Source organism: Streptomyces sp. NPDC031340, assembly GCF_055569945.1.
On the sequence record NZ_JBVIIE010000011.1, the window covers coordinates 94,555 to 115,449 of the forward strand.

Genomic DNA, 20,895 nt, shown 5'->3' on the forward strand with positions numbered 1-20,895 from the left:
GTGGGGTCGAAGTGGTACCACTCAACGAGCGGGCGTCCGCAACCGCGTCGTCACCCACGCCCCCACCAGCGCCACCGCCGCCATCGGCAGGAACACCGCCGCGAAGGCGGCCGGACGGGACGCCGTGGCCTGGGTCGCCGCGTGGGTCACCGAGCCGCCGCCGAGGGCCGCGAAGGCGGCTCCGCCGGCGGCGAGCAGGATCACGTTGGCCAGGCCGTCGGAGATCTGCAGGGCGGCGGAGTTGGTACCGGCCTCCTCGGGGGCGGAGAGCTGGAGCAGGAGCACGCTGGTGGAGGCGATCACCAGGCCCATCCCGAAGCAGCCGAACGTCCAGGCGACGGCCACGGTCCAGGCGGGCACCGCGTCGATCAGCACGCTCGGCGCGGCCGCGACGGCGGCCGCGACCAGCAGCATCCCCACGGTCATCAGCCGCTCCCGGTACGGTTCCACGCGCGCCCGCGACTGGACCCATGACCCCAGCGCCCACGTGACGCCGCCCGCCGCGAGCGAGAGCCCGGCGAGCGTCGGGGACAGCCCCCGCTGGGTGACGAGCATCAGCGGCACGAACGACTCCGCGGCGATGAACGACCCTGCGGCGATGCCGCGCAGCAGCACCACGGACGGCAGCCCGCGCGCCGCCCGGTACGTGCCGCGCGGCAGCAGCCCGAGCACGGCCGGTACGAGCAGCGCGGCGCCGACGGCGCCGGGCAGCAGCGAGATCCAGCGCAGGTCCTGGGCGGCGTACTGGAGCAGTCCCGCGCCCAGGGAGATGCCGAGGGCGAGCCGGATGCGGCGGCGGTCGGGGGAGGCTTCGGCCGCCCGTTCCACCGGGCCGGACGCCCGGCGCCGTATCTGCGGCAGCGCGAGCGCCAGCGGGAAGACCACCAGCACCGGGATGCCGACGAACACCCAGCGCCAGCCGAGGTGTTCGGTCACCGCACCGGCGGCGAGCGGGCCGACCACCGACGGCACGACCCAACTCGCCGCGAACGCCGCCATGATCGCCGGTCGCAGCCGCTCGGGGTAGGCGCGGCCGACGACGACGTACAGCGCGACGATCACCAGCCCGCCGCCGAACCCCTGCACGGCCCGCCCGAGGACGAACACCCACATCGCTCCGGCCGTCCCGGCGAGCAGCAGCCCCGCGGCGAAGGCGGCGATGCCGGCCGTCAGCGGCCCGAGCGGCCCCCGCCGGTCGGACCACTGCCCGGCGAGCACCATCCCGAACAGGCTGGTGGTGAAGTACCCGGAGAACGCGAACGCGTACAGCGGCACCCCGTGCAGTTCCCGCGCCGCGACCGGCATCGCCGTGGCCACCGCGGTGGCCTCGAAGGCGATCAACAGGACGACGGACACGATCCCGATGCTCAGCGCCCGGTGCGACCGCCCCAGCACGCCCTCGTCGGCACTGTCGGCACTGTCGGCGCTGTCTGCTCCGTCTGCTCCGTCTGCTCCGTCTGCTCCATCTGCTCTCTCTGCGGGTTCGGTTGCGGGCGCGGTGTCACGCGGCTCATGGACGGCCATGGTCGCCAGGGTAAGGCCCACAGCCCGCTTTGACCCCTGTCCAAGGTCGCCCTGGTCCCGGGACCTTGGTCGTAGGCCCCCCGGCGCTTCCGGCACTTTCATGAACGGCGTATGGCAGTCCCGTTGCGGCCCCCGCGATTCCCTTGAGCCCCTCCCCCGCCCCGCCCTACGGTCGTCTCATCAACACGGCCGTGTGCCCGAGTGGTTCAGGGACTCGCCTGCAAAGCGAGTTACGCGGGTTCAATTCCCGCCACGGCCTCCACTGCCTGACCAGGAAGAACGAAAGGGCGGCACCCATACGGGGTGCCGCCCTCCGGTCGTGCGGGGTCCTGTGGCGGATGCCCGTTCGGGTGAGTTGCCGACTTCATAAGGTCAACGGCCCGAGACTCTGCGTAGCGTTCACCAGGAGCGACGCGCTGACGGGTGCGGGCTGTACGCGCAGGTGAGGCGCTTGTCCGTGACGCGGGGCGTGACCGGTTCCCGGGCGGCGCGTTGGGCGGGCGGAGTCCGGTGACTGCGAGGGGCGTACGGGAGGAGCCACGGCGTGGACGACGAGGTTCAGCAGCCGGAGTACGAGGTCGGGACGGGCCTCGTCTGCCTGTTCGGGCGGCACTTGAAGCTGTTCCGGGAGCGGGCGGGGATGGACCGCGCGACGTTCGGGTCGCTGACCGGGTACTCGGCCTCGACGATCGCGTCTTTCGAGCAGGGGAGACGCATCCCGCCGCCGAGATTCATCGACCAGGCGGATGAAGTGCTGGGTGCGGGCGGGGTGTTGAGCGCGAGCAAGGAGGAGGTGGCTCGGGCTCAGTATCCGACGTTCTTCCGGGACGCGGCCAAGTTGGAGGCCGAGGCGGTCGAACTTCATGTGTACGCCAACCAGGCGGTACCCGGACTGTTGCAGACCGAAGAGTACGCGCGGGCGGTGTTCACCAACTGGCGGCCTCTGCTGCACGAGGACGTGGTCGATCAGAGGGTGTCAGCGCGCCTGGCGCGACAGGAGATCTTCTGCCGCACGCAGTTGCCCACCATCAGCTTCGTCATCGAGGAGTCGGTTCTGCGCAGGCCACTGGGCGGGTGGGGCGTGATGCGAGGACAGTTGGAGCAAATCCTGCTCCACGGTCAGCGACGTAACGTGGAGATCCAGGTGATGCCGATCGAGCGCCGCGAACATGCTGGTCTGGCTGGTCCGTTCACCTTGATCGAGACGAAGGAAGGGCGGAGGATCGCGTACGTGGAGGCTCAACAGGACAGCCGCCTCTACACGGAGCGGAAGTCAGTCCGGGAGATCGAGGAACAGTACGGCATCCTTCGGGCCCAAGCGTTCACTCCACGCGAGTCGCTGGCCCTCGTCGAGAAGTTGCTTGGAGAGAGATGAGCATCGAACAGCCCGTACCTGAGTCGGCCTGGCACAAGAGCAGTCACAGCAGTGGAGCCGGCGGCGAATGCATAGAGGTCGCCGCCACCCCCGGCAGGGTCCACGTCCGCGACTCGAAGGACACAGCCCTTGCCGCGCTGACCGTGGAGCCCACGGCGTGGACCTCGTTCGTCGAGTTCGCGGCACTCTGACAAGGGCAGGGGCCCTGGGCGGGCGTGTGCTTGCTCAGGGCCCCGTGCACGTCTCGCAGGGAGCCGGAGCGCGTCCGACGGTCCGCGTCACTCCGGGTGGGTGCCGTCGTGGTGGAGCAGGCAGAGGGTGAGGGCGAAGGTGGAGACGTCCGTGGACAGCGGGTGCGGGGACGTGCCGGGGCCGCGCCAGGTCAGGATCGTGCCCGTGGCGCCGTCCAGCAGCACGGCGTGCTGCTCGTCCAGGTCGCCGAGGCGTATCAGGCGGGCCGCGTGCGGCGGGAGCAGGTCGGGCGACGGGGCCGCGTCGGGGCGGTGGTCGTCCGCGTAGTACTCGGCCAGCGTCGGCAGCGGGATGTCCGTGTCCAGCTGGAAGAGGGCGGTGTCCTCGGGCAGGCCGGTCTCGCACAGGAAGTGGCGGGTCGGCTGGTGGGTCAGCGCGGACGGGAAGTCGATGTCCTCGAAGCGGACCAGTCGGCCGGGGCCGAACTCCCGGTCCAGCAGGCGGGCGGGCAGGTCGAGGGCGAGTCCGGAGACGGTGGGGGTGCCGGCGGCCCCGGTCAGCGGGCGGGACGCGCCCGCGTCGCCGTGTCGGCCGCGCGGTCCCGTCGCCGGCGGCAGCAGCCCGCCGAACGCGAGCGGGTCCAGGCAGCCGTCGAACGCCTGCGGGTTCAGGTGGCCATCGAACGCCCGCGGGTTCGGATGGTCGTCGATCGAAGCCGTCTCCGCGACGGCGGTGTCGGTCATGCTCATGGTTCCCCCGGATGTGCTTGCTCGTCCCCGTGCGGGGCCCGGCCGGCCGTCCGGTCTCCCGCCGGAAGCGACCGTCCCCACTGTCAGAACATTACGCCGCCCCACTGACAACGCCCCACCGACTTACGGCCCGATGACTTACGCCCCACGGGCCAACGGCCCACGGACCGACCGGCCCCCGGGGGAAGACGTCAGGCGGCCGCGGCGCGTTGCCTCCGCCGCGAGTCCGGTCCGCTCCGTCCGCTCACTGCCCCGTCACCACCGCCGCCTGGGGGCGGATGGGGAGGCGGTTGACCGGGCGGCCGGTGGCGGCGCGGACCGCGGAGGCGATGGCAGCCGGGGACGTGACGACCGGCACCGCGCTGACCGCCTTGGCGCCGAACGGGGCGACCACGTCCCGCTCCTCGACGAGTTTGACGATGCGGATGTCGGGCGCGTCCAGGGCCGTCGGGAGGGCGTAGCCGGTGAGGTCGGGATGGCGGATCAGGCCCCGGCCGGTGCGGAGGTTCTCGGTGAGCGCGATGCCCACGCCCTGGGTGACGCCCGCCTCGATGCGCGCGTGCAACTGGGCCGGATTCAGCACCCGGCCCACGTCCTGCGCCAGCGCCAGCTCCACCACCCGCACCGAGCCCAGCTCGACGTCGACGTCGACGACCGCGCGGACCGCGCAGAACGCCAGGCCCACGAAGGCGTCGCCCTGGCCGGAGCCGTCCAGCGGCTCCGTGGGGTGCGGGCGGCACTGGGCGGTCGCCCACAGCTCCTTGCCGTCCAGGGCCTCGGTGACGGTGGTCGACAGGACGCCGTCGTACGACGTGATCTTGCCGTCGGTGATCTGCAGCAGTTCGGTGGACATGCCGAACTTGTGCGCCAGGGGCTGCAGGAGCTGGGTGCGGACCATCTTCGCCGCGCGTTCCACCGCGCCGCCGGACACCCACGTGTGGCGGCCGCGGCAGCCCGCGCCCGCGGGAGGCTGGTCGGTGTCGACCGGGGCCACGTGCACCTCGTCGACGCCCAGGGTCTCCTGCACGATCTGCCGCGCCAGCGTGGTGAAGCCCTGGCCGGTCTCGACGGCCGCGCACAGCACGGTCGCGACGCCGTCCTGGACGCGGACGGTCGCCGTGGACACCTCGTCGGCGCCCTCCGCGCCGAGCATGTGCACCATGCCCACGCCGTAGCCCACGCCCCGGCGCACCGCGCCCGGTTCGCCCGCGCCCTCTGGGCCGCCGGGCAGCAGCCACTCGTCCTCGGGCGTGTCCTTGGGCAGCGGCGGCAGCGGGAAGTCCCGTACCGCCTCCAGGAGTTCGGCGACGGGGGCCGGGCAGGTCACCGTCTGGCCGGTGGGGAGCACGTCCCCGGTGGCCAGCACGTTGCGCAGCCGCAGCTCCGCCGGGTCGACGCCGAGCTTCTTCGCCAGCTTGTCCATCTGCGCCTCGTAGGCGGCGCACACCTGCATCGCGCCCTCGCCGCGCACATGCCCGGAGGGCGGGTTGTTGGTGCGTACCGCCCAGCCCTCGATGAAGGCGTTCGGCACGACGTACGGGCCGCAGGCGAAGGCGACCGCGGCGGCCAGCGCCTCGGACGAGGTGTCCGCGTACGCGCCCGCGTCGAGCAGGATCTGCGCCTCGACCTTCACCAGCCGGCCCTCGGCGTCGGCGTGGTGGCGGTAGCGCAGCAGGGTGGGGTGCCGGTGGACGTGGCCGAGGAACGACTCCTCGCGGGTCGCCGTCAGCTTCACCGGGCAGCCGGTCTTCAGCGCCAGCAGGCCCAGCGGGAGCTGGAAGCCCTGGTCCTCGCGGTCGGCCGTCGCGCCGGGCACGCCGGTGACGACGATCTTCACCTGTTCGGGTGCCAGCCCGTAGCAGGCGGCGAGCGCGTCGCGGTCGGCGTGCGGGTCGGTGGAGGCCAGGTACAGCTCGACGCCGCCGTCGGGGCGCGGCACGGCGAGGCCGGCCTCGGCGCCGATCGGGGCGGGGTCCTGGCGGCCGATGCGGTACAGGCCCTCGGCGACGACCTCGCCGACCGCCTCCGGGTCGCCGTGGCGCAGCGGGATGTGCCGGATCAGGTTGCCGTCGGGGTGCAGCGGCTCCGCCTCGAAGGCCTGCTCGGGGTCGGTCACCGGGTCGAGCACCTCGTACTCGACGATGACGGCGGCGGCGGCCATGCGCGCGGTGTCGGGGTGGTCGGCGGCGACGGCGGCGATGGGCTCGCCGTGGTGGCGTACGACCTCGGAGGCGAAGACCGGGCGGTCGGCCTTGCCGCGGCCGTGCAGCGGGGCGCCGGGGACGTCCTCGTGCGTGACGACGGCCCGCACGCCGGGCATCTCGCGCGCGTGGGAGGTGTCGATGGACACGATGCGCGCGTGCGCGTGCGGCGAGCGCAGGACGGCGGCCCACAGCAGGCCCTCGGCCCACAGGTCGGCCGCGTACGGGAACGTGCCCTCGGTCTTGGCCCGGGCGTCGGCGGCCGGCAGGGAGGCGCCGAGGCCGTGCGGGATCGGCTCCGGGGCGGGTGCTGCCTCCGCGGCGGTGGTCGCGGTGGCGGCTTCGTTGCTCACGCCTGGCCTCCGTCCTGTCCGTACGCCTGGTCATGCGGTCCGGGTGATCCCGGTGATCCGGGTGATCCGGGTGACTCGAACGCCGACGGGTTGACGCCGCCGGCCCCGGGGCCCGCCTGGTGCGGGATGCGCGCCTCGTCGGCGTGCGCCCCGGCGTGCGTGCCGGGGTTCGTCTCGGTGTTCGGCCGGGGGTCCGGCACGTCGTCGGCCGCGGCGTGCGCCTCGCGTTCGGCGACGACCTCCTGGACCGCGTCGACGACGCCCCGGTAGCCGGAGCAGCGGCACAGGTTGCCGCACAGCGCCTGGCGGGTCTCCAGCTCGGTCGGTGACGGGTTGCCCTCCAGCAGGTCGTGCACCGTCATGGCCATGCCGGGCACGCAGAAGCCGCACTGCACCGCGCCGCACCGGGCCAGCGCCCGCTGCACGTCGGAGGGCTGCCCGTCGACGGCGAGCCCCTCGACGGTGCGGACCTCGCTGCCGGCGGCCGTCACGGCGGGCACCAGGCAGGACGCGACGAGCCGTCCGTCGACCTGGACGCTGCACGCGCCGCACTCGCCCTGCGAGCAGCCGTCCTTGGCGCCCGCGAGACCGAGCCGTTCGCGCAGCACGTAGAGCAGCGACTCGCCGATCCAGGCGTCGGCGACGGGGCGCTCGGCGCCGTTCACCCGAAGGACGTAGGACGCGAGCGGGTGTTCCTCGCCCATGGGCACGGGCGCCGGTCCGCCGTCGGTGGCGGCCGCGTCCGCCGGACCGGCCGTGCCGTCCGCGTGGTCCGCGTGATCCGTGCCGTCCGCGTGATCCGTGCCGTCCGCGTGATCCGTGCCGTCCGCTTGGTCCGGGGAGTCGGCCGGGCTGGGGTCGGTGGGGGCCTGCGGGGGGCCGTCGGGTTCCGGGGCCTCCTGCGCGGTCGCGGCGGTTTCGTCCGCTGCCCCGGCCTGATCCCCTGTCGGCGGTTCCCCGGCCGAAGGCTCGTCGGCCGACTGCTCCACGGCCGACGGTTCCTCGGCCGGCTGTTCCGCGGGCGGCTCCGTGAAGGGCTGCACGGCCCCTTCAGCGGCCTCGGCAGCGCCTTGTGCGGCCTCCGCCGCCTCAGTGGCCCCAGCGACCTCCTGGGCCCGCTGTGCGGCTTTCTGGACCGCCTCGGCGACCTGGGCGGCCCGGGCCGCCGCCTCCGCCGCCGCGTGCGCCCCGGGGTCCTGCTCCCCGGGTGCGGTCGGGTGCTCGTGCGCGGGGTGCTCCGGTACCGCGGGGGCGTGCCCGGTGGGGGCGGCGTGCCCGGCCGGGGCGTCCGCTACCGGCTGGGCGGCGTCGGGGCTCGGGTCGGGCGTCCCGTAGGCGTATCCGGTGTCCGCCTGCGGCTGCGCGTACCCGGCACCCGGCGGTGGTGCGTGACCGGGCTGCCGGTGCGGGTCGTACGGGTCGTGCGGCTGCCGGGGATCGGTGTGCGGGGCCGTCCGCTCGTCCGTGGCGCCCTCGACTGCGGCGCCCCACGCCTGGCCCGCGCCCTCGGTCGCCCAGGGCGCGGGCGCGCCGCCGGGCAGGGTGGCCGGGGGCGTGCCGCCCCACTGCTGGACCAGCGACGACGTGGTGAACTCGCCCGATTCGTCCGGGAGGTCGCCCCCGGCGACGGGGATCGACCACTCCCCGGTCACGTCCTGGCCGGGCACGGGCTGCGGGGCGGGCGGGGCCTCGTGGCCGGCGTTGTCGCCGAAGTTCCACTGCTGCGTGGCACCCGGGTGGTACGTGAACCGGTCGTCCGGCGCGCCCTGGGCGGCGGCGTTCGGGTCGGGCCACGGGGCGCCGTCGGCCGGCGCCGCCCACGCGCCGGGCGCAGCGGGGTCGGACCCGGCGCCAGGGGCGGGGTCGACCGCTATCTGCGGGGGCACGTAGCCGTGGCCCGGCGCGGCGAGGGGGGTGTCGTAGGCGGCGAGCAGCTCGTCGATGCCGCCCTCGGGGAGCTTCACGAAGGCGGTGGCGCCGTCGTCGTAGTCGCCCTGGGGCAGCGGGTCCCAGCGGCCCGCGCTGCCCTGGGGCGCGTCCTGTCCGTGCTGGTCGTCGGTCACGACAGCGCCCTCCCCAGTGCTCGTCGGGCCAGCGCGGCGACGGTGCGCCGCAGGTGCAGTACGGCGGGCGGAAGCTGCGGCACGGAGCCGTCCGCCTCCGGGACCGGGTCGGGGATGCAGGCCGCGGCGACGTACTCGCCGAAGGCGCCCAGCGCCTCCGGGACGATCGCGCGGTTGTTGTCCCAGTCGATCAGCCGGGCGACCCAGTGCTCGGCCTCGAGCGGCCGCAGCGGCATCGGCGCTATGGCGCCGACGGCACACCGGACGCCGCGCCGGGCCGGGTCGAGGACCAGCGCGACGGACGCGACGGCGCGCCCGGGGCCGGTGCGCCCGGTGGCCTTGAGGAAGACCTGCGGGGCGTGCAGCAGCGGCACCCGCACGTAGCCGATGAGTTCGCCGCCGCGCAGCATGTCGACGCCGGCCAGCAGGTGCGAGACCGGGAGTTCCCGGCGGGCTCCGCCCGGGCCCGCGATGATCAGCGTCGCCTCCAGGGCGGCCAGCACCGGCAGCGCGTCCCCGGTGGGCGCGGCGGAGGCGATGTTGCCCCCGAGGGTGCCGGCGTTGCGGATCTGCGGCGGGCCCGCCGCGCGCGCGGAGGCGGCGAGCGCCGGGATGAGCGCGGCGAAGTCGGGCCGGCCCATGCGCGCGTGGGTGAGGCCCGCGCCGAGCAGGGCGTGGCCGTCCTGGTACTGCCAGCCGCGGATCTCGCTGATCCGGCCGAGGCCGACCAGCGCGGCGGGTCTGAGCTGCCCGGAGTTGACGGCGGCCATGAGATCGGTACCACCCGCGACGGGCACGGCGGCCGGCATGGCGGTGAGCGCCGCCACGGCCTCGTCCAGCGTCGCGGGCAGCGTCACGGCCTGCGCCGCCTGCGGTGCGTGCATGGTCAACCCGGCTGCCCCTTCCCGCTGCCCCACCTGGTCCCAGCTGGTCCCGCCTGTTGCGCCGTACGGTACGTGCCGACAGGGCGGACGTGGCAACTCTGGCACATCTTCGCAGGGCCCGAAGACGGGGGTCCGCTAGGAGGCATTCGCCCGCCTCGCCTGGGAGATGGTCCGTTTTCACACCGCATCACCCGAGCAATCCGGTTGGCACCCTTCGGTGATGCTTGCGACGGTTTTCCCGTCCCCGTTCGAGAGGTCGGCTACCTGTTCGGCGGCGGACCCTCGACCGGCCGCCCGGGAACGCCGGGACGCCGCTGCCACGGCCGCGGTCCGGCGGGCGGCCGATAGGCGACCCCCAGGGCGTCAAGTCGCCGATAATGTACGGCCATTCGCCGCTCGAAGCCGGCGAAGTCGCGCTGCCCGGGGGCCGGCAGGCGGCTCCAGGCCACCTCGGCGAAGGCCGCGAGCCGCGGGAACGTCTGGTAGTCCACGCGGGCGCGGTCCTCCATCACCTCGGTCCACACGTTGGCCTGGGTGCCCAGCACGTGGCGGGCCTCCGCCTCGGTGAGCTGCGGCGGGACCGGCTCGAAGCGGTAGACGTCCTCCAGGGTGCGCACGTACCCGATGGGCACCGGCTCGTCCTCGCCCGGCGCCTGACGGTAGTCCAGGTACACGTACTGCTCGGGGCACATCACGACGTCGTGGCCGGCGCGCGCGGCGGCGACCCCGCCCGCGTACCCGCGCCACGACGACACCGCCGTGCCCTCGGCGAGGCCGCCCTGGAGGATCTCGTCCCAGCCGATCAGCCGGCGCCCGCGCGCGGACAGCCACGCGTCGAAGTGCCCGATGAACCACGCCTGCAGCCCGTCCTCGCCGGCGAGCCCGAGTTCCCTGATGCGCGCCTGCGCGGCCGGGGACCGCCGCCACTGGTCCTTGACGCATTCGTCGCCTCCGACGTGGACGAACCGCGAGGGGAAGAGGTCGAGCACCTCTTCGAAGACGCCTTCGTAGAACCGGACGGTGGCGTCGGTGGGGGCGAGTACGTTCGGGGAGATCCCCCAGTCGTCCCAGACGGAGAGGGCGGCGGTGTCGACGACGTCGGTGTTGCCGAGTTCCGGGTACGCGGCGATGGCGGCCTGCGAGTGGCCGGGCACGTCGATCTCGGGGACGACGGTGATGTGCCGCTCGGCCGCGTAGGCGACGATCTCCCGGATGTCGTCCTGCGGGTAGAAACCGCCGTGCGGCTTCCGCTCCCACAGCGGCGAGGCGCGGTGGCCGAATCTCGTGCGCGCCCGCCAGGAGCCGGTCCGGGTCAGTTCCGGGTACCGCAAGATTTCGAGCCGCCAGCCCTGGTCGTCCGTCAGGTGGAAGTGCAGGACGTTGAGTTTGTGCGCGGCCATCAGGTCGAGGTGGCGCAGCACGTCGTCCTTGGGCATGAAGTGCCGGGCGACGTCGAGCAGGAGGCCGCGCCAGCCGAAACGGGGCGAGTCCTCGATGTGCGTGAGGGGAAGGCGCCACCGCCGGCCGGGCAGGGGGGCGCGCCGGAAGGCGTCCGGGTCCAGCAGTTGCCGCAGCGTCTGGGCGCCCCAGAAGACCCCGGCGGGGCCGCCGCCCGCGAGGTGCGCGCCGGCCGGCGTGACGGCGAGCCGGTAGCCCTCGGCGCCGAGGTCCTCGGTGACCCGCGGGTGGACGGACAGGCGGATCGTGCCGGGGGCGTCCGGGTCCCCGGGAGGCAGCGGCAGGCCGGTGGCCGCGCCCAGCGTCGCGCGCAGCCAGCGTTCCGTCCGCTCCGTGCCGGCCCCGGCGGCCAGCGCGGTGGCGGGGCCGAGTTCGAGGAAGCGGTCCGGGTGGGCCGTCGCCTGCCGGGGTTCGGGAATCAGGTCCACCGCGTCAGCCCTTCACCGCTCCGACCGGCCCGGAGACCGGTCGCCGCCGTGCCGCCTACCGCCACCGAGGCCCGCTTCGCGCCACGGAGGCTCGCTTCGCGCCACCGAGACTCGCTTCGCGTCACAGAGGCCCTACGGAGGCTACGGAGTGCGGGAACCCGCCCACAAGAGGTCTCGACCACTTCGCCGCCAGGAGACACGAAGACCCCCCGGGGCGCGCGGAACCGCGCTCCGGGGGGCTCGCGAACGTCTGGCGGTACGGGCTACTTGCCGCCGTCGCCCTTGTCGTCGCCGCCGCTGCCCATGGACTCGTAGATCTCCTTGCACATGGGGCACACGGGGTACTTCTTCGGGTCGCGGCCCGGCACCCACACCTTGCCGCACAGCGCCACGACGGGAGTGCCGTCGAGAGCGCTCGCCATGATCTTGTCCTTCTGGACGTAGTGGGCGAAGCGCTCGTGGTCGCCGTCGCCGTGCGACACCTGCGGTGTCGGCTCTACGAGGGTCCCCGTACCAGTCCCGCGCTCGGGCTCGAGAGTGCTCATGCCGCCAAGAGTACTGAAGCTCACACCCATCAGTTGAGCGAAGGGTCGTCCGGGTACGTGGCCACCATCGCCAGTTCGCTGCGCTGGCGGCGCAGCACCTCGCGCCAGAGCCGCTCCGGGGACGGCGAGGAGACGTCGCCGGGCTCGGACTCGACGACGTACCAGGCGCCCTCCGCCAGCTCGTCCTCCAGTTGCCCCGGGCCCCAGCCGGCGTACCCGGCGAAGATCCGCAGGGAGCCGAGGGCCGAGGCGAGCAGCTCCGGCGGCGCCTCCAGGTCGACGAGGCCGATCGCGCCGTGCACCCGGCGCCAGCCCAGCGGGGCCCGTTCCCCGGCCGCCCCGCCCGGGATGACGGCCACGCCGAGGGCCGAGTCCAGCGACACCGGGCCGCCCTGGAAGACGACGCCGGGTTCGCCGGCGAGGTCCGCCCAGCCCTCCAGGATGTCGCCCACGTCCACCGGGGTCGGACGGTTGAGGACGACACCGAGGGAACCCTCCTCGTCGTGGTCGAGAAGGAGCACCACCGCACGGTCGAAGTTCGGGTCCGCCAGGGCGGGCGTTGCCACGAGCAGCCGCCCTGTGAGCGAGGACACCTCGGTCATGCCAGACATGATCCCGCATCTTCCGCCGGAGTGGGGAGGCAATGCGGGTAAGGGGGTGAGTGCACCTCAGGACGGTTCGGAGCACGCCGGGCGCACGAACGGGGTGGTGACCGCGTGTGCCCGGCGGGGAACGGTTCGTGTTGTGACACAGCTATGACAAGGCTGGGTCGTTCTCGGGCTTACTGAAGGGGGGTGGGCGGCGATTACCCTTTCCCTTCTGGCCCTGCCCCACTCATCGGAACGCGAGATACATGACCGTCAACGGCAATGACGACGTACTGCTTGTCCACGGCGGAACCCCGCTGGAGGGCGAGATCCGTGTCCGCGGTGCGAAGAACCTCGTACCGAAGGCCATGGTCGCCGCCCTGCTGGGCAGTGGGCCGAGTCGACTGCGCAACGTGCCGGACATCCGTGACGTGCGTGTCGTACGCGGTCTGCTGCAGCTGCACGGGGTGACGGTCCGTCCAGGTGAGGAGCCGGGCGAGCTGGTGCTCGATCCGACCCACGTCGAGAGCGCGAACGTCGCCGACATCGATGCCCACGCGGGGTCGAGCCGCATCCCGATCCTGTTCTGCGGCCCGCTGCTGCACCGGCTCGGGCACGCGTTCATCCCCGGCCTCGGCGGCTGCGACATCGGCGGCCGGCCCATCGACTTCCACTTCGACGTGCTGCGCCAGTTCGGCGCGAAGATCGAGAAGCGGGCCGACGGGCAGTACCTGGAGGCGCCGCAGCGGCTGCGCGGCACGAAGATCCGGCTGCCGTACCCGTCCGTCGGCACGACCGAGCAGGTGCTGCTGACGGCCGTCCTCGCCGAGGGCGTGACGGAGCTGTCGAACGCGGCCGTCGAGCCGGAGATCGAGGACCTGATCTGCGTCCTGCAGAAAATGGGCGCGATCATCGCGATGGACACCGACCGCACGATCCGCATCACCGGTGTGGACCGGCTCGGCGGCTACAACCACGGCGCCCTGCCCGACCGCCTGGAGGCCGCCTCCTGGGCGTCCGCGGCGCTCGCGACCGAGGGCGACATCTACGTCCGCGGCGCCCAGCAGCGCTCGATGATGACGTTCCTCAACACCTACCGCAAGGTGGGCGGCGCCTTCGAGATCGACGACGAGGGCATCCGGTTCTGGCACCCGGGCGGGCAGCTGAAGTCCATCGCCCTGGAGACGGACGTGCACCCCGGCTTCCAGACGGACTGGCAGCAGCCGCTGGTGGTGGCGCTCACCCAGGCGACCGGCCTGTCCATCATCCACGAGACGGTCTACGAGTCCCGGCTCGGCTTCACCTCCGCGCTCAACCAGATGGGCGCCCACATCCAGCTCTACCGCGAGTGCCTGGGCGGCTCCGACTGCCGCTTCGGGCAGCGCAACTTCCTGCACTCGGCGGTCGTCTCGGGGCCCACCAAGCTCCAGGGCGCCGACCTGGTCATCCCCGACCTGCGCGGCGGGTTCTCGTACCTGATCGCCGCGCTCGCGGCCCAGGGCACCTCCCGCGTGCACGGCATCGACCTGATCAACCGCGGCTACGAGAACTTCATGGAGAAGCTCGTCGAGCTGGGCGCGAAGGTGGAGCTGCCGGGCAAGGCGCTCGGCTAGGGAAGCGGGCGACGACACGGACGATGGGGCGGCCACCCGACCGGGTGGCCGCCCCATTGGCGTCTACAGGGCCTGGCGCGTCGTCCCGGGACACGCCGGCGGGGTGACTACTTGCCCTTGGCGGCTTCCTTGAGCTTGGAGCCCGCGGACACCTTCACGCTGTAACCGGCCGGGATCTGGATCGGGTCGCCGGTCTGCGGGTTGCGCGCGGTGCGAGCGGCACGGTGGGTGCGCTCGAAGGTCAGGAAGCCGGGGATGGTGACCTTCTCGTCGCCCTTGGCGACGATCTCGCCGACGGTCTCGGCGAACGCGGCCAGAACGGCGTCGGCGTCCTTGCGGGTCACCTCGGCACGGTCGGCCAGCGCGGCCACCAGCTCACTGCGGTTCATGTTCTTACTCCCGTGTTCTTCTTGCCGTTGAGGCGTGCCACGCGGCGGAGCCGCATGTCAGGCGCTGTGAAAGCCGATGCGCTCGCGCCCAGGGACGCATCCTGCCCCTACCTGCGGCGGGAAAGCCAATCCGCGCACCCGTAGGAGTCGTGCAACCACCCTGGGGAGTCACACGGAAAGGCTCGCGCGTGCCCGCAACCCTAGAGTGCGGCCGTCGGGGCTCGGTTCCGCGACGCGCCGGGGCGGGCCGGGGGTGGCGATGCTCACAGCCCCGGCACCGTACGGCACCGATGCGGCACGCCTACGACACGGCGGCCGCCGCCTTCGCCGCCTCCCGCACCGCGCCGGCCACGGCACCCGCGACCTTGTCGTTGAAGACGCTCGGAATGATGTAGTTGGGGTTCAGCTCGTCCTCGGTCACCACCTCCGCCAGCGCGGTCGCCGCCGCCAGCATCATCTCCGTGTTGACCGTGCGGGACTGGGCGTCCAGCAGGCCGCGGAAGACGCCGGGGAAGACCAGCACGTTGTTGATCTGGTTGGGGAAGTCGGAGCGGCCGGTGGCCACGACGGCGGCGGTCTGCCGGGCGACCGCCGGGTCGATCTCGGGGTCCGGGTTCGCGAGCGCGAACACGATCGCGCCGTCGGCCATCGCGGCCACGTCGCCGCCGTCCAGGACGTTCGGGGCGGAGACGCCGATGAACACGTCGGCGCCGCGCACCGCTTCCTTCAGGGTGCCGGTCAGGCCCTCGGGGTTGGTGTTGTCGGCGATCCAGCGCAGCGGCGAGTCGGCGGCGGCCCGGACCAGGTCCTCGCGGCCGGCGTGCACCACACCGTGGATGTCGGCGACGACGGCGTTCTTCACGCCCGCGGCCAGCAGCAGCTTCAGGATGGCCGTGCCGGCCGCGCCGGCGCCGGACATCACGACCCTGATGGCCTCGATCGCCTTGCCGGTGCAGCGCAGCGCGTTCTTCAGCGCGGCCAGGACGACGATCGCGGTGCCGTGCTGGTCGTCGTGGAAGACGGGGATGTCGAGGGCCTCGCGCAGCCGGGCCTCGATCTCGAAGCAGCGCGGGGCGGAGATGTCCTCGAGGTTGATGCCGGCGAAGCCCGGGGCGATGGCCTTCACTATCTCGACGATCGCGTCGGAGTCCTGGGTGTCGAGGCAGATCGGCCAGGCGTCGATGCCGGCGAACCGCTTGAAGAGGGCGGCCTTGCCCTCCATGACCGGCAGCGCGGCCTTCGGGCCGATGTTGCCCAGGCCCAGCACGGCCGAACCGTCGGTCACGACCGCAACGGAGTTGCGCTTGATGGTCAGGCGGCGGGCGTCCTCGGGGTTCTCGGCGATGGCCATGCAGACGCGGGCCACACCGGGCGTGTAGATCATGGAGAGGTCGTCGCGGTTGCGGATCGGGTGCTTCGACGCCATCTCGATCTTGCCGCCGAGGTGCATCAGGAAGGTACGGTCCGAGACCTTGCCGAGCGTGACGCCCTCGATGCCGCGCAGCTCCTCGACGATCTCCTCGGCGTGCGCGGTGGAGGTGGCCGCGATGGTGACGTCGATGCGCAGCTTCTCGTGGCCGGACGCGGTCACGTCGAGGCCGGTCACCGAGCCTCCGGAGGACTCCACAGCGGTGGTGAGCTGCGAGACGGCGGTTCCGCTCGCGGGCACCTCCAGCCGGACCGTCATCGAGTAGGAGACGCTGGGCGCCGTTGCCATGACCGACTTCCTCTGCTTTCACCGGGTGACGCTGTATGCCGTCCGATCGTCGCACCTACTGCCGAGTAGGCGTTAGCGGGACGGGATTGCGGACGTTTTGTTCACAGCGGGCCCCTCTGACCGGGGCGGGGGAACGGGAGAACGCGAAGAGGTCCGCGCCGGAGTGGACGCGGACCTCTTCTGCGGTCTATGACACCGACCCGCCATGCTCGCCTCGCGGCAAGTGGTCGCTCGTAGCGACGAAGGTTGGGCCCGGGGGCTTGGATCGGGCCGGTGCCACACCCAGGCTAACAAACGGATCCCGGATGGCCATTCCCGTACGGCGAGTTCCTTCTCTCGGTCCCTGAACGGATCCCTTCGTTCCCCGAGCGGATGTCCTCAGTCCCTCAGCAGATCCGGGATCCCGGACGCGTCCGGCTCGTCCCGCTCCCCCGATACGACGGTCAGCTGCTGGGTCGCCCGGGTCAGGGCGACGTACAGCACCCGCAGGCCGGCCGGGGACTCGTCGGCGATCTCGGCCGGGGAGACGACGACCGTCGCGTCGTACTCCAGGCCCTTGGCCTCCAGGCTGCCCAGCGGCACCACCCGGTCACCCAGCCCGGTCAGCCAGCGGGCCGCCTCCGCGCGCCGGTTCATGGCGACCACGACGCCCACCGTGCCGTCGACGAGGTCCAGCAGCCGGGCGGCCTCCGCGCGGACCGTCTCGCCCAGCGTCTCGCGCGCCACGGTGAAGCGGGGCCGCACGCCCGTGGAGCGGACGGCGGACGGGGCCTGCGCTCCCGGCATGGCGAGGGCCAGCACCTTGGCCGCCAGTTCGGCGATCTCGGAGGGGTTGCGGTAGTTCACGGTGAGCGTGAAGCGGCGGCGCGGACGGGTGCCGAGGGCCTCGTCGCGGGCCTCGGCCGCCTCGTCGACGTCCGACCAGGACGACTGCGCCGGGTCGCCGACGACCGTCCAGGTGGCGTGCCGGCCGCGGCGGCCGACCATGCGCCACTGCATCGGCGTGAGGTCCTGGGCCTCGTCGACGATGACGTGCGCGTACTCGGTGCGCTCCTGCGCCAGCCGCTCGGCCCGCTCGCGCTGCGACTCCTCGCGGACCGGCATCAGTTCCTCCAGTCCGGTCAGCTGGTCCAGCGGGTCCAGCTCGCGCCGGCGCTTCGGGCGGGCCGGGACGCCGAGGATCGCGTGCAGCTCGTCCAGCAGGGCGATGTCGTGCGCGGTGTGGCCCTCGCGCCGGAGCGAGCGGGCGACCCTGCGGACCTCGCCGGGGTTGAGGACGCGTCGGGCCCAGCGGCCGAGCCGTCTCTCGTCCGCCATCGCCGCCAGCACGTCCCCCGGCGTCAGCTCCGGCCACCAGGCGTCGAGGAACTCGGTGAAGGAGTCCTCGGAGGTGATGTCCTCGTCGAAGGAGGAGCGCAGCTCGGCGGCCAGCTCCGGGTCGGTGTGCCGGGTGCCGGCGCCCGACTGCGCCCACAGCGCGTCGAGGAGCAGCCGGCGGGCGCGCGGGCGCAGCAGGTTGACGGGGGCGGTGCCGCCGAGGGCGGTGCGCCGGACGTGGTCGAGCTCCGCGGCCTCCAGTTCCAGCCGGCGGCCGAAGGCGACCACCCGGAGCCGGTCCGGCGAACCGTTCAGCTCCAGGGCTCCGCGCGCGGCCTTGCGCAGCACCCTGAGCATGCGGGACGAGCCCTTGGCGCGGGCCACGGCCGGGGAGTCGTACAGGGTGGCCTCGGCGCCGTCGACGAGTGAGCCGACCGCCCGGATGGCGACCTGGCCCTCCTCGCCGAGGGAGGGCAGCACGCCCTCGGTGTACGCCACCAGCAGCGGGGTCGGGGAGACGATCAGGATGCCGCCCGCGTACCGGCGCCGGTCCTGGTAGAGGAGGTAGGCGGCGCGGTGCAGGGCGACGGCCGTCTTGCCGGTGCCGGGGCCGCCCTCGACGTAGGTGACGGAGGCGGCGGGGGCGCGGATGACCAGGTCCTGCTCGGCCTGGATGGAGGCGACGATGTCCCGCATGGTGTGGCTGCGGGCCCGGCCGAGGGCGGCCATCAGGGCGCCGTCGCCGATGACGGGCAGCTCACGGCCGTCGAGGAAGGCCGTCAGCTCCGGGCGCATGAGGTCGTCCTCGACGCCGAGCACCTTGCGGCCCTTGGAGCGGATGACGCGGCGCCGGACGACCCGCCCCGGGTCGACCGGGGTGGAGCGGTAGAAGGGGGCCGCGGCCGGGGCCCGCCAGTCGATGACCAGCGGGGAGTAGTCCTGGTCGAGGACGCCGATGCGGCCGATGTGCAGGGTCTCGGCGATGTCGGCGGTGTTGTCGGCCCGCACCGCGCCCTCGGCGGGCTCGACGGCGGTGTAGGCGCCGTCGGGGCCCTTCTTGCCGTCCTTGCCGAGCAGCAGGTCGATGCGGCCGAAGAGGAAGTCCTCGAACTCGCTGTTGAGCCGGTTGAGGTGGATCCCCGCCCGGAAGACCTGGGCGTCCCGCTCGGCGAGCGCGCCGGGGGTGCCCACCTGGCCGCGCTTGGCCGCGTCGTTCATCAGGAACTCGGCTTCGTGGATCTTCTCCTCGAGGCGCCGGTACACCCGGTCCAGGTGTTCCTGTTCGATGTCGATCTCTCGGTCACGCACCGAGTCGTGGGCGGAGTCGTGAACCGAGCCGACCGCGGATTCTTGAGCCTGAGCGGCCACCGGGCCCCCTTCTGACGTGCTGGGCAGCCGTCAACCGTACGCGAAGGGGGCCGGTGGAAGCTACGGGGAGGTGGCATCGTCGGCCGCCGGCTCCCCACGCTCACTCGGGCGGCGAGCCACCACCGCCCTCCCGCGGACGCGGCGCGCACCGTCGGCGACCGGCCGGCGGCACGCACGGCGCCGTCGACGGCGGGCGGGCGGCACGCACGGCACCGTCCAAGGCCGACAGGCACCGCCGCCCTCCCCCGGTCACGGCACGCACCGTCCGCGACGGGCGGGCGGCACGCACAGCGCCATCGACGGCCGACCGGGCGACACGCACGACACCGTCGACGGCCGGTCGGCGCCGCTGCCCTCCCCCGGTCACGGCGCGCACCGTCCGCGACGGGCGGGCGGGCGGCACGGCGCCGTCCACGGCCGGTCGGCAGCACGCACGACACCGTCGACGGCCGGTCGGCGCCGCTGCCCTCCCCCGGGTCACGGCGCGCACCGTCCGCGCGGCACACACGGCACCGTCCACCGCCGGCAGGCGGCACGTGCCGGCCGCCCGGTCCGCCGGACAGGCGCTACGCGTCGACCGCGACGAGCTTCTTGCCGTCGAAGGTCATGACCTCGAAGTGGTCGATCTGGTTCGGGGTGAAGGCCGCGCCGCCGTGGACGTAGAGCGGGTTGCGGGCCTGCTCCGTCTTGGCGCCTTCGATGCCGTAGCCCCAGTTGGGGACGGACCAGGAGGTCACCGTCTCGCGCTCGCCGTTCTTGCCGACGGCGATCAGGGAGCACTTGAGCGGCCCCTTGACGTTCTTCAGCTGCAGGACGGCGTGGGTGCCCCAGTCCTTCTTCTCCACCGCGACCGTCGCGCTGACGTGCGTGCTCGGGTCGGTCGCCGAGACCCGGTCGCTCATGGTCTGGAACGCCGCCTGGGCGGGTCCCGCGGCCTGGGTGCCGCTGTTGTCGTTCGAGCCGCCACTGGCCGCGAGCACCGCGAGCGGGCCTCCGGCGATCAGCGCGACCGACGCCGCGAGCGCGAAGAAGTTGCGGCGGGTCCTGGTCTTGCGGCGCACCACGACCTCGTCGACGAGCTTCTCCGCGAGCCGTGGGCTGGGCTTGGCGGACAGCGACTCGCCGATCGCGGGCGAACCGGAGCCCGGCAGGTCCGCGAGCGCGGCCAGCATCGGCTCCATCCCGGCGAGTTCGTCGAGCTGCTGGGCGCACCACTCGCAGCCGGCGAGGTGCGCTTCGAACGCGGTCGCCTCGACGTCGTCGAGGATGCCGAGTGCGTAGGCGCCGACGGTCTCATGCTCGTTCGGCACCGGAGATCCCTGCATAGGGCCAGACATACCCGTACCGCTCGCTCCGAATCCCCCGTAAACACTCATCACGCCGTCACCCCCCGCTCCTCCAGCGCCAGCTTCATCGAACGCAGGGCGTAGAACACCCGGGACCGGACTGTGCCGCTGGGTATGCCCAGCGTCTCGGCCGCCTCATTGACGGTACGCCCCTTGAAGTACGTCTCGACGAGCACTTCCCGGTGGGCCGGGGTCAGGTCGTCGAGCGCGTCGGACAACGTCATAAGCCACAGCGCCTTGTCGATCTCGTCCTCCGCGGGGATGACCTCCAGCGGCGACGGATCGACCTCCTGCGGCCGGGCCTGCCGGCTGCGGTGGCCGTCGATGACGATGCGCCGTGCGACCGTCACCAGCCAGGGGCGTACCGATCCGGTCGCCCTGTTGAGCTGACCGGCGTTCTTCCAGGCACGGATGAGTGTTTCCTGGACCACGTCCTCGGCGCGCTGCCGGTCTCCCGCGACCAGGCGCAGCACGTATGCGAGCAAGGGTCCGGCGTGTTCCCTGTACAGGGCACGCATCAGCTCCTCGTCAGGTTCCGAGGGCTGGGACATGCGATGTCGGGCCCTCGATCCACGTTCATTGGCCACGGCCGCATCCTTGCGCACGCCCACCTCCGGTGTCCGGGGGTTCCCCCAGTCGGTCGCTCGTGCACGGGTACGCAGGGGATGCGCGGCCTGTTCAAAGAGAGGCGACAGTTTTCTGGCGAGTGACGTGACGAGAGGGACAAGGGAGCACATTCCCACCGCTGGACCTTCACATATCCGCCACATCGACAGCGGCGAGTCG

The 20,895-nt window shown here is 73.1% G+C and carries 16 protein-coding genes and 1 tRNA gene; 4 read left to right on the plus strand and 13 right to left on the minus strand.

Annotated features, from left to right (window positions below; translation table 11 throughout):
• Positions 1 to 21: 21 nt before the first annotated feature.
• Positions 22 to 1,524, minus strand: a complete 1,503-nt coding sequence (locus ACZ5GT_RS10790) for an MFS transporter (protein WP_469018687.1) — start codon at positions 1,522 to 1,524, stop codon at positions 22 to 24.
• Between the two features lie 187 nt (positions 1,525 to 1,711).
• On the opposite strand from ACZ5GT_RS10790, the gene ACZ5GT_RS10795 reads away from it, so the two are divergent.
• From ACZ5GT_RS10795 to ACZ5GT_RS10805, 3 genes are all read left to right on the plus strand, one after another.
• Positions 1,712 to 1,786: transfer RNA gene (locus tag ACZ5GT_RS10795), tRNA-Cys, on the plus strand.
• A 282-nt stretch (positions 1,787 to 2,068) separates the two neighbouring features.
• A complete protein-coding gene (locus ACZ5GT_RS10800; protein ID WP_469018690.1) occupies positions 2,069 to 2,899 on the plus strand; it encodes a helix-turn-helix domain-containing protein in 831 nt (276 codons plus the stop codon).
• Positions 2,896 to 3,090 (plus strand): DUF397 domain-containing protein, encoded by a 195-nt coding sequence (locus tag ACZ5GT_RS10805; RefSeq protein WP_469018693.1) that lies wholly within the window; start codon positions 2,896 to 2,898, stop codon positions 3,088 to 3,090. The genes ACZ5GT_RS10800 and ACZ5GT_RS10805 overlap by 4 nt, the downstream gene beginning before the upstream one ends.
• 87 nt (positions 3,091 to 3,177) lie before the next feature.
• Here ACZ5GT_RS10805 and ACZ5GT_RS10810 read toward each other — a convergent pair whose 3' ends face one another.
• The 7 genes from ACZ5GT_RS10810 to ACZ5GT_RS10840 all read right to left on the minus strand — a co-directional run bounded on the left by ACZ5GT_RS10810 (position 3,178) and on the right by ACZ5GT_RS10840 (position 12,374).
• The gene (locus ACZ5GT_RS10810) at positions 3,178 to 3,834 is read right to left on the minus strand and encodes an SUKH-4 family immunity protein (protein ID WP_469018695.1); all 657 of its coding nucleotides are present in this window, start codon (positions 3,832 to 3,834) and stop codon (positions 3,178 to 3,180) included.
• 250 nt (positions 3,835 to 4,084) lie between these two features.
• Positions 4,085 to 6,394 carry a xanthine dehydrogenase family protein molybdopterin-binding subunit gene (locus tag ACZ5GT_RS10815; protein ID WP_469018698.1) on the minus strand — a complete coding sequence of 770 codons (2,310 nt, stop codon included), beginning with the start codon at positions 6,392 to 6,394 and terminating at the stop codon, positions 4,085 to 4,087.
• Positions 6,391 to 8,457 (minus strand): (2Fe-2S)-binding protein, encoded by a 2,067-nt coding sequence (locus ACZ5GT_RS10820; RefSeq protein ID WP_469018703.1) that lies wholly within the window; start codon positions 8,455 to 8,457, stop codon positions 6,391 to 6,393. The genes ACZ5GT_RS10815 and ACZ5GT_RS10820 overlap by 4 nt, the downstream gene beginning before the upstream one ends.
• Complete coding sequence (locus ACZ5GT_RS10825) at positions 8,454 to 9,347, minus strand: FAD binding domain-containing protein (protein ID WP_469018706.1); 894 nt, start codon at positions 9,345 to 9,347, stop codon at positions 8,454 to 8,456. The genes ACZ5GT_RS10820 and ACZ5GT_RS10825 overlap by 4 nt, the downstream gene beginning before the upstream one ends.
• Positions 9,348 to 9,601: 254 nt before the next feature.
• Entirely contained in the window at positions 9,602 to 11,227 is a 1,626-nt protein-coding gene (locus ACZ5GT_RS10830; RefSeq protein WP_469018709.1) for a beta-N-acetylhexosaminidase, read from the minus strand.
• Between the two features lie 263 nt (positions 11,228 to 11,490).
• Positions 11,491 to 11,772: a DUF3039 domain-containing protein gene (locus ACZ5GT_RS10835; RefSeq protein WP_324784140.1), complete on the minus strand. Its 282-nt coding sequence runs from the start codon at positions 11,770 to 11,772 to the stop codon at positions 11,491 to 11,493.
• 29 nt (positions 11,773 to 11,801) lie between these two features.
• Entirely contained in the window at positions 11,802 to 12,374 is a 573-nt protein-coding gene (locus tag ACZ5GT_RS10840; RefSeq protein ID WP_469018712.1) for a YqgE/AlgH family protein, read from the minus strand.
• Positions 12,375 to 12,625: 251 nt separating this feature from the next.
• Here ACZ5GT_RS10840 and murA point away from each other — a divergent pair, with 251 nt between their 5' ends.
• Positions 12,626 to 13,972, plus strand: a complete 1,347-nt coding sequence (gene murA / locus ACZ5GT_RS10845; protein WP_469018715.1) for a UDP-N-acetylglucosamine 1-carboxyvinyltransferase — start codon at positions 12,626 to 12,628, stop codon at positions 13,970 to 13,972.
• A 107-nt stretch (positions 13,973 to 14,079) separates the two neighbouring features.
• On the opposite strand, the gene ACZ5GT_RS10850 is transcribed toward murA, so the two are convergent.
• The 5 genes from ACZ5GT_RS10850 to ACZ5GT_RS10870 form a co-directional block, all read right to left on the minus strand.
• A complete protein-coding gene (locus tag ACZ5GT_RS10850; RefSeq protein WP_007382399.1) occupies positions 14,080 to 14,361 on the minus strand; it encodes an HU family DNA-binding protein in 282 nt (93 codons plus the stop codon).
• Between the two features lie 301 nt (positions 14,362 to 14,662).
• Complete coding sequence (locus tag ACZ5GT_RS10855; RefSeq protein ID WP_469018718.1) at positions 14,663 to 16,078, minus strand: NAD-dependent malic enzyme; 1,416 nt, start codon at positions 16,076 to 16,078, stop codon at positions 14,663 to 14,665.
• Between the two features lie 378 nt (positions 16,079 to 16,456).
• Positions 16,457 to 18,763, minus strand: coding sequence for a HelD family protein (locus ACZ5GT_RS10860; RefSeq protein ID WP_469018723.1), 2,307 nt, complete (start codon positions 18,761 to 18,763; stop codon positions 16,457 to 16,459).
• A gap of 566 nt (positions 18,764 to 19,329) precedes the next feature.
• Entirely contained in the window at positions 19,330 to 20,139 is an 810-nt protein-coding gene (locus ACZ5GT_RS10865) for an anti-sigma factor family protein (protein WP_469018729.1), read from the minus strand.
• Entirely contained in the window at positions 20,139 to 20,660 is a 522-nt protein-coding gene (locus ACZ5GT_RS10870) for a sigma-70 family RNA polymerase sigma factor (RefSeq protein ID WP_010039908.1), read from the minus strand. Before ACZ5GT_RS10870 ends, ACZ5GT_RS10865 begins: the two co-directional genes overlap by 1 nt.
• Between the last annotated feature and the right edge of the window lie 235 nt (positions 20,661 to 20,895).

What these genes read in the sequence shown, in the direction of transcription:
- ACZ5GT_RS10835 (WP_324784140.1), bottom strand. Translation starts at nt 11,772, where the DNA reads ATGAGCACTCTCGAGCCCGAGCGCGGGACTGGTACGGGGACCCTCGTA.
- murA (WP_469018715.1), top strand. Translation starts at nt 12,626, where the DNA reads ATGACCGTCAACGGCAATGACGACGTACTGCTTGTCCACGGCGGAACC.
- ACZ5GT_RS10855 (WP_469018718.1), bottom strand. Translation starts at nt 16,078, where the DNA reads ATGGCAACGGCGCCCAGCGTCTCCTACTCGATGACGGTCCGGCTGGAG.
- ACZ5GT_RS10805 (WP_469018693.1), top strand. Translation starts at nt 2,896, where the DNA reads ATGAGCATCGAACAGCCCGTACCTGAGTCGGCCTGGCACAAGAGCAGT.
- ACZ5GT_RS10790 (WP_469018687.1), bottom strand. Translation starts at nt 1,524, where the DNA reads ATGGCCGTCCATGAGCCGCGTGACACCGCGCCCGCAACCGAACCCGCA.
- ACZ5GT_RS10850 (WP_007382399.1), bottom strand. Translation starts at nt 14,361, where the DNA reads ATGAACCGCAGTGAGCTGGTGGCCGCGCTGGCCGACCGTGCCGAGGTG.
- ACZ5GT_RS10870 (WP_010039908.1), bottom strand. Translation starts at nt 20,660, where the DNA reads ATGTCCCAGCCCTCGGAACCTGACGAGGAGCTGATGCGTGCCCTGTAC.
- ACZ5GT_RS10840 (WP_469018712.1), bottom strand. Translation starts at nt 12,374, where the DNA reads ATGACCGAGGTGTCCTCGCTCACAGGGCGGCTGCTCGTGGCAACGCCC.
- ACZ5GT_RS10810 (WP_469018695.1), bottom strand. Translation starts at nt 3,834, where the DNA reads ATGACCGACACCGCCGTCGCGGAGACGGCTTCGATCGACGACCATCCG.
- ACZ5GT_RS10865 (WP_469018729.1), bottom strand. Translation starts at nt 20,139, where the DNA reads ATGAGTGTTTACGGGGGATTCGGAGCGAGCGGTACGGGTATGTCTGGC.